A 14,304-nucleotide genomic window follows, 5' to 3' on the forward strand; every position below is an offset into this window, starting at 1 on the left:
CTTGGATTAATCGAGTTGTGGACCAGCCGCAACCAGTGACTTACCTTCAGCGTTGTCAGTGTACTTATCAAAGTTGTTGATGAAGCGCTCTGCTAGATGTTTCGCTTTGCTTTCCCATTGTAGTGGGTCTGTGTACGTGTCGCGTGGGTCTAGGATCGCTGGGTCAACATCGTGCAGCGCTAGAGGCACTTCTAGATTAAACATAGGGATAACCTTAGTTTCAGCCTGGTCGATAGAACCATCTAGGATAGCGTCGATGATGCCACGAGTATCTTGGATAGAGATACGTTTACCAGTACCGTTCCAACCTGTGTTTACTAGGTAAGCTTCAGCGCCTGCTGCTTCCATGCGTTTCACTAGTACTTCAGCGTACTGAGTTGGGTGAAGCGTTAGGAACGCCGCGCCAAACGCTGCAGAGAAGGTTGGAGTCGGCTCTGTGATGCCGCGCTCTGTACCTGCTAGCTTCGCTGTGAAACCAGATAGGAAGTGGTACTTCGTTTGCTCTGGAGTCAGTTTAGAAACTGGTGGTAGTACACCAAATGCATCAGCAGTCAGGAAGATAACCTTTTGAGCGTGACCTGCTTTTGATACTGGCTTAACGATGTTGTCGATGTGGTGAATCGGGTAAGAAACACGAGTGTTTTCTGTTTTAGAACCGTCATCAAAATCGATAGAACCATCGCCACGAACCGTCACGTTTTCTAGCAGTGCATCACGACGGATTGCATTGTAGATTTCTGGTTCTGCTTCTTTAGATAGACGGATCGTCTTCGCGTAACAACCGCCTTCAAAGTTGAAGATACCGTCGTCATCCCAACCGTGCTCATCATCACCGATTAGCTCACGTTTAGGGTCTGTTGATAGCGTTGTTTTACCTGTGCCCGATAGACCGAAGAATACCGCTACATCGCCTTTCTCGCCGACGTTTGCACTACAGTGCATTGAAGCGATACCTTGCAGAGGAAGTAGGTAGTTCATCATTGCGAACATGCCTTTCTTCATCTCACCGCCGTACCAAGTACCACCGATGATTTGAACACGCTCTGTTAGGTTGAATGCTACGAAGTTTTCAGAGTTTAGGCCCTGTTTTTCCCAGTTAGGGTTGGTTGTTTTAGCACCGTTCATTACCACGAAATCAGGTTCGAACGTTGCTAGCTCTTCGTCAGTTGGACGAATAAACATGTTCTTAACGAAGTGCGCTTGCCACGCTACTTCTGTGATAATACGCACACTTAGGCGCGTATCTGGGTTAGCACCACAGTAACCGTCAATGACAAACAGGCGCTTGCCAGATAGCTGAGTTGTTACAAGCTCTTTTAGCTCATTCCATACTTCAGTTGTGATCGGTTTGTTGTCGTTTTTGCCTTGATCTGACCACCACATGGTATCGCGGGTTGTGTCATCTTTAACAATGTACTTATCTTTCGGTGAGCGGCCAGTAAAGATACCAGTGTCAACAGCAACAGCACCTAGTTCCGTTACTACGCCTTTTTCGTAGCCTTCCAAACCTGGCAGTGTTTCTTCAACGAATAACTGCTCATAGCTAGGATTGCGAAGAACTTCGGTAACGCCAGTAAGTCCGTGCTTTGTTAGATCAATTTGTGCAGCCTTAGTATGTTCCATAACGGTCATAGGTGCTCCTTGTAGGATATTTTGTAGGGATTTTGTATTAATTTTTTATTGTTATCTGCTCACCATGCTAGCAACGAGACTCGGGGGAAACAGGGATGTAGCTCAAAAACATCCATATTAACCATGGGGTTTTAAGTGTCTCGTCACATATTGGCCTAACTAGTCTATCCTGTACGCAAACCTTTGCGCTAGGGGCTGAAACATTATTAATTGATTAAAATTAAGCGGTGATTTTATTACGAGATGTTACGAAGTTTGCGCTATTTTGATCACAAAAAAGGCCAGCTTAGTGCTGACCTTTTTGGGGTAAATTACGTGTTTTTGGTACGACGTAAATTAATGAACCGTATTGCTGCCTTTATCTGCTGCTTCTGCATACAGTGCATCAACATCGTTCTTGTCGAACGAGTAGCTCGTACCACAGTAATCACAGTGAAGAGCAACGCTACCTTCAGTGCTTAGGATGTCGTAAATCTCTTCTTGAGCAACGGTAATGATCGCTGCTGCGCTTCGTTCACGAGAACAACCGCAGAAGAATTCAACTGGTTGCGGTGTGAAAAGTTGTACTTTCTCTTGGTTGTACAAACGGTAAAGCAGTTCGTTTGCTTCTAGAGAGAATAGTTCTTCGTTTTTCACTGTGTCTGTTAGCTGCTCTAGGTGCTCGAAGTCATTTGGAGTACCAGTGCCGTCAGGCATAACTTGTAGCAACATACCAGCAGCGTGTGCTTTGCCTTCGTGCTCACCAGTACGCAGCCATAGACGAGTCTTAAGCTGCTCAGAGTTCGCGAAGTAACCTTCAAGTACTTGAGCTAGTGTGTCGCCTTCAAGACCAACGATACCTTGGTAGCGTTCGCCTTTCTTAGGATCGATAGTGATCACTAGGTGGCCTTTGCCCATTAGGTCGTGTAGGCCAGCATCGTCGGCAATATCACCTTCAAAACGAGCAACACCACGGATCTTTTGGTTATGGTCGCCATTGATAACTGCTAGAGATACTGGGCCATCACCTTGCAGTTGCATAGTGATAGAGCCTTCAAATTTTAGAGTCGCAGTCAGTAGCGTGGTTGAAACCAATAGCTCACCCAGCAGCTTTTGTACTGGAGCTGGGTATTCCTTGCTAGAAATAATCTGTTGGTACGCTTCATCCATTTGTACCAATTCACCACGTACTGATAGGTCTTCAAATAGGTAGCGATTTAAAACATTGTTTGCCATTTGGCTATTCCTTCTAGCTTATTGATGCTTGAACTTGATGATGTCACGACGTTGCTTTTTATCAGGGCGACGCTCTGGAGCTGGGTTATGTGCGTGTAGCTTGCGTTGTTTCGCAAATTCTTCTCGTTTCGCCAAGCTCTCAGTGGTTTCTTCATAGAGGGTTTGAGCGATCGGTGCTCCGCCACGATGGGCTGAAATTTTCTCGATCGTTACCGTCTTTTCCTCATTACCTTGGCGCAGTGTAATAACTGCCCCAAGTTCGACAATCTTACTTGGCTTGCTGCGCTGACCATTATAGTGGACTTTGCCACCATCGACCATATTGCGAGCAATAGATCGAGTTTTGTAAAAGCGTGCTGCCCACAACCATTTATCGAGTCTGACAGCTTCATTAGAAGTTTTCATATAGGGCTGTACCTTATTTAGTGAAAAATGAATTCGGTTTAACTGTTATGAACAGTGCGCAACATGTTTTTGATGGTGCTTATCACGTTAGGTAGAGGTTTTATGTGGAGGCAGTTAGCATTTTTTTCAAGTCATAGAGCAAAATCGCTTTGTAATGACGATTTATCGATTAGCTATGATATAGTTCGAGATCTTATGCTTATATGAACTCGGTATCTAACGAATGAATAAAAAAGCTGAAAGTTTAATAGTTTGCAATGTTTGTTGTCATGAGAAGGGGCAAAGGAAGTGGACTTTTTAGAGCTCAAAAGTCGCATGGGGAATTCCCCGCTGCTGAGCCGCCTATTAGAGAATGGATTTGTGCTTCAGCAGAAACTGAGCCTCGCTATTTGTTGTGTGCTTATTGCAGTCTCTGCATGGATTTTAGGGCAGCTTGTCTGGTTTATTGAACCAGTTGAGCAAACAGTCTTGCCCTGGAAAGCAACAATCTCATCGTCTGCGACTCCTCAATCAACCTTAGACATCTCTTCTTTGCAAAAGAGCAACATGTTTGGCGCTTACAACCCAAGCAAGCCTGCAGTGGTTGAACAACAGGTGATTCAGGATGCGCCTAAGACTCGTCTTAACTTGGTGTTAGTGGGTGCGGTTGCCAGTTCTAACTCGGAGCTGAGCTTAGCTGTGATTGCCAACCGTGGTACGCAAGCGACCTACGGGATTAATGAACAGATAGAAGGCACCAGAGCCAAACTCAAAGCCGTATTAATTGACCGCGTCATCATTGATAACTCAGGTCGTGATGAAACGCTGATGCTAGAAGGTATCGAGTATAAGCGTTTAGCTGTATCTGAACCCGCACCACGTCGGGCTTCCTCTTCAGTGCGTGGCAACAACCCAGCTTCTGCAGAAGAGAAGCTCGATGAAATTAAAGCGAAGATAATGAAAGATCCACAGCAAATCTTCCAATATGTTCGCTTATCTCAAGTGAAGCGCGACGACAGTGTGATTGGTTATCGTGTGAGCCCTGGCAAAGATTCAGAACTTTTTAACTCTGTTGGGCTCCAAAACGGCGATATTGCAACTCAGTTAAATGGTCAAGACCTGACTGACCCAGCGGCTATGGGCAAGATATTCCGTTCAATCTCAGAACTGACAGAGTTAAACCTGGTCGTTGAGCGAGATGGACAACAACATGAAGTGTTTATTGAATTTTAAAACTTTGCGTCTAACGAAAGACGAAAGTGTAGGAGAAGTACGTGAAGCATTGGTTTAAGAAAAGTGCATGGTTACTGGCAGGAAGCTTAATCTGCACGCCCGCAGCCTTCGCTAATGATTTTAGTGCCAGCTTTAAAGGCACTGATATTCAAGAGTTTATTAATATTGTTGGCCGTAACCTTGAGAAAACGATCATCGTTGACCCGTCAGTGCGCGGAAAAATTGATGTGCGTAGCTATGACGTACTCAATGAAGAGCAATATTATAGCTTCTTCCTCAACGTCTTAGAGGTTTACGGTTACGCCGTGGTTGAGATGGAATCTGGTGTTTTGAAGATCATCAAAGCCAAAGACTCTAAGACTTCTGCGATTCCTGTGGTTGGCGAGCGTGAAAATATTAAAGGCGATAGCGTGGTCACTCGCGTTGTGACGGTTCGTAATGTTTCGGTTCGCGAGCTTTCGCCATTGCTACGTCAGCTGAATGACAATGCAGGTGCGGGTAACGTTGTGCACTATGATCCAGCCAACATCATCCTAATCACTGGCCGTGCTGCGGTCGTGAATCGCTTAGCTGAAATCATCAAACGTGTTGACCAAGCCGGTGATAAAGAGATCGAAGTGGTTGAATTAAAGAACGCTTCAGCCGCTGAGATGGTGCGTATCGTAGATGCTTTGAACAAAAACACTGACGCGAAAAACACTCCAGCATTTCTACAACCTAAGCTAGTAGCCGATGAGCGCACCAATGCAATTCTTATCTCTGGTGACCCTAAAGTTCGTAGCCGTTTAAGAAAACTGATTGAGCAACTTGATGTCGAGATGGCAACCAAGGGCAACAACCAAGTTATCTATCTTAAATATGCAAAAGCAGAAGACTTAGTCGATGTACTTAAAGGTGTATCGGATAACCTGCAGTCAGAAAAGCAGACTTCAACCAAAGGCAGCTCTTCTCAACGCGATAAAGTTGTGATTTCGGCACACAGCGATACCAACTCGTTAGTGATTACCGCGCAACCCGATATCATGAACGCGCTACAAGATGTGATTGCTCAATTAGATATTCGTCGTGCTCAAGTATTGATTGAAGCCTTGATTGTTGAAATGGCAGAAGGCGATGGCGTTAACCTTGGTGTGCAGTGGGGTAACCTAGAAACGGGTGCCATGATTCAATACAGCAATACTGGCACCTCGGTTGGCCAGGTTATGATTGGCTTAGAAGAGGCCAAGGATACGGAAAGAACAGAAAGCACATACGACCCTGAAAACCCAAATGCGATTGATGGTTATGTTGAACGTAAGTTCTCTGAAAAAGGGGATTATTCGACATTAGCCTCTGCACTGTCTAGCGTAAATGGTGCGGCGATGAGTGTGGTGATGGGCGATTGGACAGCCTTGATCAGTGCAGTTGCGACCGATTCCAACTCAAATATCTTATCTTCTCCAAGCATTACCGTGATGGATAACGGCGAGGCATCATTCATTGTCGGTGAAGAGGTGCCGGTTCTCACTGGCTCTTCAGCTGGTTCAAACAACGATAACCCATTCCAAACGGTTGAACGTAAAGAAGTGGGTATCAAGCTTAAAGTGGTGCCACAGATCAACGAAGGTGACTCGGTTCAGTTGCAAATAGAACAAGAAGTATCGAACGTATTAGGCGCAAACGGTGCGGTTGATGTGCGTTTTGCTAAGCGTCAGCTCAATACTTCAGTGATTGTTCAAGACGGTCAAATGTTGGTACTTGGTGGTCTGATTGACGAGCGTGCATTAGAGAGTGAGTCTAAGGTGCCACTATTGGGCGACATCCCGGTGCTCGGTCATCTATTCAAATCAACCAGTACTCAGGTTGAGAAAAAGAATCTAATGGTATTCATCAAGCCAACCATCATTCGTGATGGTATGACAGCCGATGGTATCACTCAGCGTAAATACAACTTCATCCGTGCTGAACAGCTGTATAAGTCAGAGCAAGGCCTGAAATTGATGGATAACGACAACATCCCAGTGTTGCCTAAATTCGGTTCAGAGAGGAATCATCCGGCTGAGATCCAAGCCTTCATCGATCAAATGGAACAAGAATAATGGCTGAGTTGATAGGGGCGGCACGTACTTATCAGCGCTTGCCGTTTAGCTTTGCGAATCGCTATAAGATGGTGTTGGAGTCTCAGCATCCAGAGCGCGCACCGATACTTTATTATGTTGAGCCACTGAAATCGGCGGCGATCATTGAAGTGAGTCGTGTTGTGAAAAATGGTTTCACGCCACAAGCGATTACTCTCGATGAGTTTGATAAAAAATTGACCGACGCTTATCAGCGTGACTCGTCAGAAGCTCGTCAGCTCATGGAAGACATTGGGGCTGACAACGACGACTTTTTCTCGCTAGCAGAAGAGTTACCGCAAGATGAAGACTTGCTTGAGTCAGAAGACGATGCGCCAATCATCAAGCTGATTAATGCGATGTTGGGTGAGGCGATAAAAGAAGGTGCTTCGGATATCCATATCGAGACCTTTGAGAAGTCGCTTTCGATCCGTTTCCGTATTGATGGTGTGTTGCGTGATGTTCTCGCGCCAAGCCGTAAATTGGCGCCGTTGCTTGTGTCGCGTGTAAAGGTGATGGCAAAGTTGGATATTGCAGAAAAACGCGTGCCACAGGATGGTCGTATCTCACTGCGTATTGGTGGTCGAGCTGTCGACGTTCGTGTCTCTACCATGCCTTCATCGCATGGTGAGCGTGTGGTAATGCGTCTGTTGGATAAAAACGCGACTCGCCTAGACTTGCACAGTTTAGGTATGACGGCAGAGAACCACGAAAACTTCCGTAAACTGATTCAGCGTCCGCACGGCATTATCTTAGTAACGGGTCCTACAGGTTCGGGTAAATCCACAACCTTGTACGCTGGCCTGCAAGAGCTAAATAGCAACGAACGTAATATCCTTACTGTCGAAGACCCAATCGAATTCGATATCGATGGTATCGGCCAAACACAAGTAAACCCTAAGGTGGATATGACCTTTGCTCGCGGTTTACGTGCGATTCTTCGTCAAGACCCGGACGTGGTAATGATTGGTGAGATTCGTGACTTAGAAACTGCTGAGATTGCGGTTCAAGCCTCTTTGACGGGTCACTTGGTGATGTCGACTCTGCATACCAATACCGCGATAGGTGCCATTACGCGTCTGCGCGATATGGGTATTGAACCATTCCTTATCTCCTCTTCTCTGCTTGGTGTGTTAGCGCAGCGCTTAGTTCGTACCTTGTGTAACGACTGTAAAGAACCGTACGAAGCGGACAAAGAGACCAAAAAGCTTTTTGATTTAAAGAAGAAAGACAGCCTAACGCTTTATCATGCAAAAGGTTGTGAAGAGTGTAACCATAAGGGGTATCGTGGCCGAACTGGTATTCATGAGTTGCTAATGATCGATGACTCAGTACAAGAACTGATTCACAGTGAAGCGGGCGAACAGGCGATTGAAAAAGCAATTCGTGGCACAACACCAAGTATTCGAGATGATGGCTTGAGCAAGGTTCGGAAAGGGATAACGTCTCTAGAAGAAGTGATGCGCGTGACCAAGGAAGTCTAATATGGCGGCATTTGAATACAAAGCACTGGATGCCAAAGGCAAAAGTAAAAAGGGTTCGATTGAAGCGGATAACGCTCGTCAGGCTCGCCAGCGCATAAAAGAGCAAGGCTTAATGCCGGTTGAAATGACCGAAGCTAAAGCGAAAACAGCGAAAGGCTCAACGCCATCGACCAGCTTTAAGCGTGGCATCAGTACACCAGACCTTGCTTTGATTACTCGCCAAATTTCAACTCTAGTACAATCAGGTATGCCATTGGAAGAGTGTTTGAAGGCCGTAGCTGAGCAATCCGAAAAGCCTCGTATTCGAACTATGTTACTGGCAGTTCGCTCCAAAGTGACGGAAGGCTACTCGCTAGCGGATAGCTTAGCTGATTACCCGCACATCTTTGATGAACTGTTTAGAGCCATGGTGGCGGCTGGTGAGAAATCCGGGCACTTAGACGCGGTACTAGAGCGATTAGCCGATTACGCGGAAAACCGCCAGAAAATGCGCTCTAAGCTGCTGCAAGCGATGATCTACCCAGTGGTTCTAGTAGTGTTTGCGGTCACTATCGTTTCGTTCCTATTAGCAACGGTAGTACCCAAGATTGTTGAACCAATCATCCAGATGGGACAAGAGCTTCCTCAATCCACCCAATTTTTATTGGCATCGAGTGAATTTATCCAGGATTGGGGCATCCAATTACTGTTGTTGATCATTGGTGTGATTGTGTTGATTAAGACTGCGCTTAAAAGACCGGGCGTGCGTCTAAGTTGGGATCGAAAATTGTTGAGTATCCCGTTGATTGGCAAGATAGCGAAAGGCATTAATACCTCTCGTTTTGCCCGTACACTTTCAATCTGTACTTCAAGTGCGATTCCAATCCTTGAAGGGATGAAGGTTGCGGTTGACGTGATGTCGAACCACCATGTGAAACAACAAGTCTTACAAGCATCAGATAGCGTGAGGGAAGGGGCAAGCCTGCGTAAAGCGCTTGATCATACTAAGCTTTTCCCACCGATGATGCTGCACATGATTGCTAGTGGTGAGCAGAGTGGTCAATTAGAGCAGATGCTGACTCGTGCAGCCGATAACCAAGACCAAAGCTTTGAGTCGACGGTAAATATTGCGTTAGGCATTTTTACCCCGGCACTTATTGCTTTGATGGCGGGGTTGGTGCTGTTTATTGTGATGGCAACTTTGATGCCAATGCTTGAAATGAACAATTTAATGAGCGGCTAATTCCGTTCATAAAACGTTTTTGGATTATCGAGAGAAGGACACCATTCCCCTCAACTCGTTGTCTGTACTTTGGAGAAAATAATGAAGAATAAAATGAAGAAACAATCAGGCTTTACCCTACTAGAGGTGATGGTGGTTGTGGTTATCCTTGGCGTGTTGGCGAGCTTTGTTGTACCTAACCTATTGGGTAATAAAGAGAAGGCTGACCAACAGAAAGCTATCACAGATATCGTGGCACTAGAGAATGCGCTAGATATGTACAAACTGGATAACAGCGTGTACCCAACAACGGATCAAGGCCTTGATGCACTGGTTTCTAAGCCAAGCAGCCCAGAGCCTCGTAACTACCGCGACGGTGGCTACATCAAGCGTTTACCTAACGACCCATGGGGCAACGAGTACCAATACCTAAGCCCTGGTGATAACGGCACTATCGACATCTTTACGCTTGGTGCTGATGGCCAAGAAGGTGGTGAAGGTATTGCTGCGGATATCGGTAACTGGAACATGCAAGACTTTCAGTAAGCCTAAGCTTATTGTCGCTTGATGCCGCTATTTGATGGTCGGACGTAAACATATGGAGTCTGCAAGGTGAAAACTACGCACAAACAGCCAGGTTTCACCTTGATTGAGATTCTGCTGGTGTTGGTATTGCTATCAGTAACGGCGGTCGCTGTGATTGCGACCATTCCTACCAACAGTAAAGATGCCGCAAAAAAATACGCTCAAAGTTTCTATCAACGAATTCAGCTGCTTAGCGAAGAAGCGATTTTGAGTGGTCTGGATTTTGGTATTCGCATCGATGAAAAGAAGTCGACCTATGTTCTGATGACGCTTAAGTCTGAAGGCTGGCAAGAAGTCGAATTCGAAAAAATACCCTCTTCAACAGAATTACCAGAAGATCTCGCATTATCACTTAACTTAGGCGGTGGCGCATGGGCAGATGATGATCGGTTATTCAACCCAGGAAGCCTATTTGATGAAGATATGTTTGCTGATCTTGAAGAAGAAAAGAAACCTAAGCCACCTCAAGTATACATCTTGTCGAGTGCTGAAGTGACACCATTTACACTCTCTTTTTATCCCAATACAGGCGATACCATACAAGATGGCTGGCGCATTAAAGCGTCGGATAATGGTGTGATTCGACTGTTAGAACCAGGAGAAGAAGATGAAGAGGAATAACCGTTCTCCTTATCGCTCTCGTGGTATGACGCTACTTGAGGTGTTAGTGGCACTCGCGATATTTGCTACTGCGGCGATCAGTGTTATTCGCGCCGTAACCCAGCACATCAATACATTGAGCTATTTAGAAGAAAAAACCTTCGCGGCTATGGTCGTTGATAATCAAATGGCTTTGGTGATGTTACACCCGGAGAAGCTGAAAAAGACACAAGGCACGCAAGAGCTAGCCGGTCGAGAGTGGTTTTGGAAAGTTACCCCAATCGATACGGCCGATAATATGCTAAAAGCTTTTGATGTGAGTGTGGCAACTAGCAAAAAGGCTTCTCCAGTCGTTACGGTGCGCAGTTATGTGGTCAACTAAGAGAATGCGGTTAGTAAAAAGCATGACGGTAAACAACAGTATACCTCGCAAACTAGGTCTACCTTCAAAAGGGAGAGGCTTTACTTTAATTGAGGTGCTCGTTTCGATTGCTATTTTTGCTACGCTGAGTATGGCGGCCTATCAAGTAGTAAATCAAGTGCAGCGAAGCAACGAGCTTTCAACAGAGCGTAGTGCTCGTTTGAACCAACTGCAGCGCAGTTTAGTTATCTTAGATAATGATTTTCGCCAGATGGCAGTGCGACAATTTCGTACTGATGGTGAAGAAGCACCATCTAAGCTGGTCATAGTGAAAGAGTATTTATTGGACTCCGATAGCATAGGTATCGTGTTTACTCGTCTTGGTTGGCACAACCCACAGCAGCAGTTTCCTCGTGGTGAAGTGACGAAAGTGGGCTACCGTCTAAAAGAAGAGACGCTTGAACGCCTGTGGTGGCGCTACCCAGATACACCCGCAGGGCAGGAAGCGGTCATTACCCCTTTGCTTGGTGAGGTTGAGGCTTTGGAGTTTGAGTTCTACGATGGAAAGCGTTGGGGCAAAGAATGGCAAGGCGATAAGTCGTTACCAAAGGCGGTGAGACTTAAGCTGACGTTAAAAGATTATGGTGAGATAGAGCGAATTTATCTGACACCAAGTGGCACCCTAGATCAGGTTGGTGGTGATTCAAACAGTGACTCTTCAAGCAGTGACTCCTCAGATAGTCGCGAGGGGGACGGTGATGCGTCGAACTAATCAGCTTGTACTAACAAGACGATCGTTAGGGCGCAAGCAACGTGGTGTTGCGCTGATTATTATTCTGATGTTATTGGCGATAATGGCAACCATTGCAGGCAGCATGTCGGAACGCTTGTTTACTCAATTCAAACGCGTTGGTAATCAGCTGAATTACCAACAAGCTTATTGGTATAGCATTGGCGTTGAAGCGCTCGTACAAGATGGTATTAGGCAAAGCTACAAAGACAGTGATACGGTCAACTTAAGTCAGCCGTGGGCATTGGAAGAGCAGGTATACCCATTAGATTATGGACAAGTTAAAGGGCGTATTATTGACGCGCAATCTTGTTTTAATCTCAATGCATTAGCGGGAGTGGCAACCACTTCCAGTAACCAAGCACCTTATTTAGTGAAGGTTTGGCAAACCTTATTAGAAAATCAAGACGTTGAGCCTTATCAAGCTGAGGTTATCGCGCATTCAAGCTGGGAATTTGTCGACAGCGATACTCGAGCAACCTCTTCTGCAGGCGTCGAGGACAGCACTTATGAGGCGATGAAGCCACCTTATGTTACGCCAAATGGTTTGATGGCGGATGAGTCCGAGTTGAGAGCGGTGTATCAGGTGACTGGTGAGGTCATGAATAAAGTTCGTCCTTTTGTGTGTGCCTTACCGACCGATGACTTTCGACTGAATGTGAATACCTTGACGGAGCAACAAGCGCCGTTATTGGAAGCGATGTTTGCACCAGGCTTGAGTGAGTCGGATGCGAAACAACTGATTGATAAGCGTCCGTTTGATGGCTGGGAGACTGTGGATGACTTCATGGCAGAGGGCGCCATTACCGCAGTGAGTGCTGACGTCAGCAAAAAAGCAAAAGCATATTTAACTGTAGATAGTGCCTATTTTGAGCTAGATGCAGAGGTTTTAGTTGAGCAATCTCGTGTACGTATACGAACGCTTTTCTATAGTAGTAATCGAGAAACAGTGACGGTGGTACGCCGTCGTTTTGGAGGAATCAGTGAGCGAGTTTCTGACCGTTCGACTGAGTAGCGAACCACAGAGCCCTGTGCAGTGGTTAGTTTGGTCGACAAGCCAACAAGAAGTGATAGCAAGTGGTGAATTGTCTAGCTGGGAGCAGCTGGATGAGTTAACCCCTTACGCAGAAAAACGCAGTTGTATCGCTTTATTGCCGGGAAATGAGTGCTTAATTAAGCGTGTTGAGATCCCGAAAGGTGCTGCTCGCCAGTTCGATTCTATGCTGCCGTTTTTATTAGAAGACGAAGTCGCGCAAGATATCGAAGACTTACACCTGACCGTTTTAGATAAAGATGCAACCCATGCCACTGTGTGTGGTGTTGAGCGTGAGTGGCTTAAGCAGGCGCTAGATACCTTCCGCGAAGCGAACATTATCTTTCGTAAAGTACTGCCAGACACCTTAGCCTTGCCTTTAGAAGAGCAGGGCATCAGTGCGCTGCAGATCGACCAACATTGGTTATTGCGTCAAAGCCACTACCAAGCAGTGTCGATCAGTGAAGCATGGCTAGCGATGTTCTTACAAAGCGATTGGGTTGCCCTGGGTGATGAAGAGCAGTCACCAACGATTTTTAGCTACACCGCACTGCCAAGTGATGACGTCCAACAGCAAAGTGGCATTGAATGGCAAGCTAAGCCTGCTGAACTGGTGATGTCTTTACTGAGCCAACAAGCCATCACGAGTAGCGTAAACTTACTGACTGGCACCTTTAAAACCAAATCTTCATTCAGTAAGTACTGGCGCGTATGGCAAAAAGTAGCGATTGCAGCTTGTTTGCTGGTGGCGGTAATCGTCACTCAACAAGTCTTAAAGGTTCGGCAGTATGAGTTACAAGCTGAAGCGTATCGAATGGAGAGTGAACGTATTTTTAGAAGCGTACTTCCGGGTAAGCAACGTATTCCGACGGTTAGCTACCTGAAGCGCCAGATGAACGATGAAGCTAAGAAGTATGGTGGATCGGGTGATGGTGACTCCTTACTTGGATGGCTAGCGTTACTGCCAGAAACCTTAGGACAAGTGAAAGCCATCGAAGTGAATAGTATTCGCTACGACGGCAACCGCTCAGAGGTGAGATTGGAAGCGAAAAGTTCTGACTTCCAACATTTCGAGACCGCGCGAGTGAAGCTTGAAGAGAAGTTTACCGTTGAGCAAGGGCCATTGAATCGTAATGGTGATGCCGTATTTGGCAGCTTCACCCTTAAACCCCGTCAATAAACTGCGTAAGGAGATCAGTGATGAGAAATATGATTGAGCCACTCCAAGCGTGGTGGACTTCAATAAGTCAAAGAGAGCAACGATTAGTGATCGGTTGTTCCATTCTGTTGGTGGTAGGCATCGTGTACTGGGGGCTATTGCAGCCGCTTAGCCAGCGAGCTGAGATGGCGCAAAGTCGTATTCAAAGCGAGAAGCAACTACTGGCTTGGGTAACCAATAAAGCCAACGAAGTGGTAGAGCTGCGAGGAAGTGGTGGGATTGTTGCTAGCCAGCCTTTGAACCAATCTGTGCCTGCTTCTATGCGTCGTTTTAAGATTGAATTGATTCGAGTTCAGCCGCGTGGCGAGATGCTGCAAGTCTGGGTCAAACCTGTGCCTTTTAATCAGTTCGTAGACTGGCTGACATACTTGAAAGAGAAGCAGGGTGTCGAGGTTGAGTTTATGGACATTGATCGTTCCGATAGCCCAGGGGTTATTGAGGTCAACCGACTACAGTTTAAACGAGGTTAAT

Annotated in this window: 14 protein-coding genes; 11 read left to right on the forward strand and 3 right to left on the reverse strand. The window is 46.1% G+C overall.

The annotated features are described in order from the left end of the window. Positions 1–6: 6 nt before the first annotated feature. The 3 genes from pckA to hslR all read right to left on the reverse strand — a co-directional run bounded on the left by pckA (position 7) and on the right by hslR (position 3,252). A complete protein-coding gene (pckA, locus tag A3712_RS25330) occupies positions 7–1,632 on the reverse strand; it encodes a phosphoenolpyruvate carboxykinase (ATP) (RefSeq protein WP_063525452.1) in 1,626 nt (541 codons plus the stop codon). Positions 1,633–1,968: 336 nt separating this feature from the next. Beyond that, positions 1,969–2,847, reverse strand: coding sequence for an Hsp33 family molecular chaperone HslO (gene hslO / locus A3712_RS25335; RefSeq protein ID WP_063525453.1), 879 nt, complete (start codon positions 2,845–2,847; stop codon positions 1,969–1,971). A gap of 18 nt (positions 2,848–2,865) precedes the next feature. Then, a complete protein-coding gene (hslR, locus tag A3712_RS25340; protein WP_004741464.1) occupies positions 2,866–3,252 on the reverse strand; it encodes a ribosome-associated heat shock protein Hsp15 in 387 nt (128 codons plus the stop codon). Positions 3,253–3,567: 315 nt separating this feature from the next. Between hslR and gspC the strand changes: the two genes are divergently transcribed. The 11 genes from gspC to A3712_RS25395 all read left to right on the forward strand — a co-directional run bounded on the left by gspC (position 3,568) and on the right by A3712_RS25395 (position 14,303). Beyond that, complete coding sequence (gene gspC / locus A3712_RS25345) at positions 3,568–4,464, forward strand: type II secretion system protein GspC (RefSeq protein ID WP_063525454.1); 897 nt, start codon at positions 3,568–3,570, stop codon at positions 4,462–4,464. 41 nt (positions 4,465–4,505) lie between these two features. Further along, on the forward strand, positions 4,506–6,542 hold the full coding sequence (gene gspD / locus A3712_RS25350; RefSeq protein ID WP_063525455.1) for a type II secretion system secretin GspD: 2,037 nt from the start codon (positions 4,506–4,508) through the stop codon (positions 6,540–6,542). Beyond that, positions 6,542–8,044, forward strand: a complete 1,503-nt coding sequence (gene gspE / locus A3712_RS25355; protein WP_063525456.1) for a type II secretion system ATPase GspE — start codon at positions 6,542–6,544, stop codon at positions 8,042–8,044. Before gspD ends, gspE begins: the two co-directional genes overlap by 1 nt. Position 8,045: 1 nt before the next feature. Beyond that, positions 8,046–9,266 carry a type II secretion system inner membrane protein GspF gene (gspF, locus tag A3712_RS25360; RefSeq protein ID WP_063525457.1) on the forward strand — a complete coding sequence of 407 codons (1,221 nt, stop codon included), beginning with the start codon at positions 8,046–8,048 and terminating at the stop codon, positions 9,264–9,266. An 81-nt stretch (positions 9,267–9,347) separates the two neighbouring features. Next, entirely contained in the window at positions 9,348–9,791 is a 444-nt protein-coding gene (gene gspG / locus A3712_RS25365; protein WP_004741459.1) for a type II secretion system major pseudopilin GspG, read from the forward strand. A 66-nt stretch (positions 9,792–9,857) separates the two neighbouring features. Then, entirely contained in the window at positions 9,858–10,451 is a 594-nt protein-coding gene (gene gspH / locus A3712_RS25370; protein WP_063525458.1) for a type II secretion system minor pseudopilin GspH, read from the forward strand. Continuing rightward, positions 10,438–10,812: a type II secretion system minor pseudopilin GspI gene (gspI, locus tag A3712_RS25375; protein WP_063525459.1), complete on the forward strand. Its 375-nt coding sequence runs from the start codon at positions 10,438–10,440 to the stop codon at positions 10,810–10,812. Before gspH ends, gspI begins: the two co-directional genes overlap by 14 nt. Beyond that, complete coding sequence (gspJ, locus tag A3712_RS25380) at positions 10,799–11,563, forward strand: type II secretion system minor pseudopilin GspJ (protein WP_063525460.1); 765 nt, start codon at positions 10,799–10,801, stop codon at positions 11,561–11,563. The genes gspI and gspJ overlap by 14 nt, the downstream gene beginning before the upstream one ends. Further along, positions 11,550–12,596: a type II secretion system minor pseudopilin GspK gene (gspK, locus tag A3712_RS25385; RefSeq protein ID WP_063525461.1), complete on the forward strand. Its 1,047-nt coding sequence runs from the start codon at positions 11,550–11,552 to the stop codon at positions 12,594–12,596. Before gspJ ends, gspK begins: the two co-directional genes overlap by 14 nt. Then, entirely contained in the window at positions 12,565–13,794 is a 1,230-nt protein-coding gene (gene gspL / locus A3712_RS25390; RefSeq protein ID WP_063525462.1) for a type II secretion system protein GspL, read from the forward strand. Before gspK ends, gspL begins: the two co-directional genes overlap by 32 nt. A 20-nt stretch (positions 13,795–13,814) precedes the next feature. Beyond that, the gene (locus A3712_RS25395) at positions 13,815–14,303 is read left to right on the forward strand and encodes a type II secretion system protein M (RefSeq protein ID WP_063525463.1); all 489 of its coding nucleotides are present in this window, start codon (positions 13,815–13,817) and stop codon (positions 14,301–14,303) included. Position 14,304: the final 1 nt, after the last annotated feature.

It is taken from the genome of Vibrio sp. HI00D65 (assembly GCF_001635455.1).
Classification (GTDB): domain Bacteria; phylum Pseudomonadota; class Gammaproteobacteria; order Enterobacterales; family Vibrionaceae; genus Vibrio.

Excerpts from the sequence above, each read along its gene's own strand:
- gspG (WP_004741459.1), top strand. The coding sequence starts at position 9,348 with ATGAAGAATAAAATGAAGAAACAATCAGGCTTTACCCTACTAGAGGTG.
- gspF (WP_063525457.1), top strand. The coding sequence starts at position 8,046 with ATGGCGGCATTTGAATACAAAGCACTGGATGCCAAAGGCAAAAGTAAA.
- gspK (WP_063525461.1), top strand. The coding sequence starts at position 11,550 with ATGCGTCGAACTAATCAGCTTGTACTAACAAGACGATCGTTAGGGCGC.
- gspC (WP_063525454.1), top strand. The coding sequence starts at position 3,568 with ATGGGGAATTCCCCGCTGCTGAGCCGCCTATTAGAGAATGGATTTGTG.
- hslO (WP_063525453.1), bottom strand. The coding sequence starts at position 2,847 with ATGGCAAACAATGTTTTAAATCGCTACCTATTTGAAGACCTATCAGTA.
- pckA (WP_063525452.1), bottom strand. The coding sequence starts at position 1,632 with ATGACCGTTATGGAACATACTAAGGCTGCACAAATTGATCTAACAAAG.
- gspI (WP_063525459.1), top strand. The coding sequence starts at position 10,438 with ATGAAGAGGAATAACCGTTCTCCTTATCGCTCTCGTGGTATGACGCTA.
- hslR (WP_004741464.1), bottom strand. The coding sequence starts at position 3,252 with ATGAAAACTTCTAATGAAGCTGTCAGACTCGATAAATGGTTGTGGGCA.
- gspJ (WP_063525460.1), top strand. The coding sequence starts at position 10,799 with ATGTGGTCAACTAAGAGAATGCGGTTAGTAAAAAGCATGACGGTAAAC.
- A3712_RS25395 (WP_063525463.1), top strand. The coding sequence starts at position 13,815 with ATGAGAAATATGATTGAGCCACTCCAAGCGTGGTGGACTTCAATAAGT.
- gspE (WP_063525456.1), top strand. The coding sequence starts at position 6,542 with ATGGCTGAGTTGATAGGGGCGGCACGTACTTATCAGCGCTTGCCGTTT.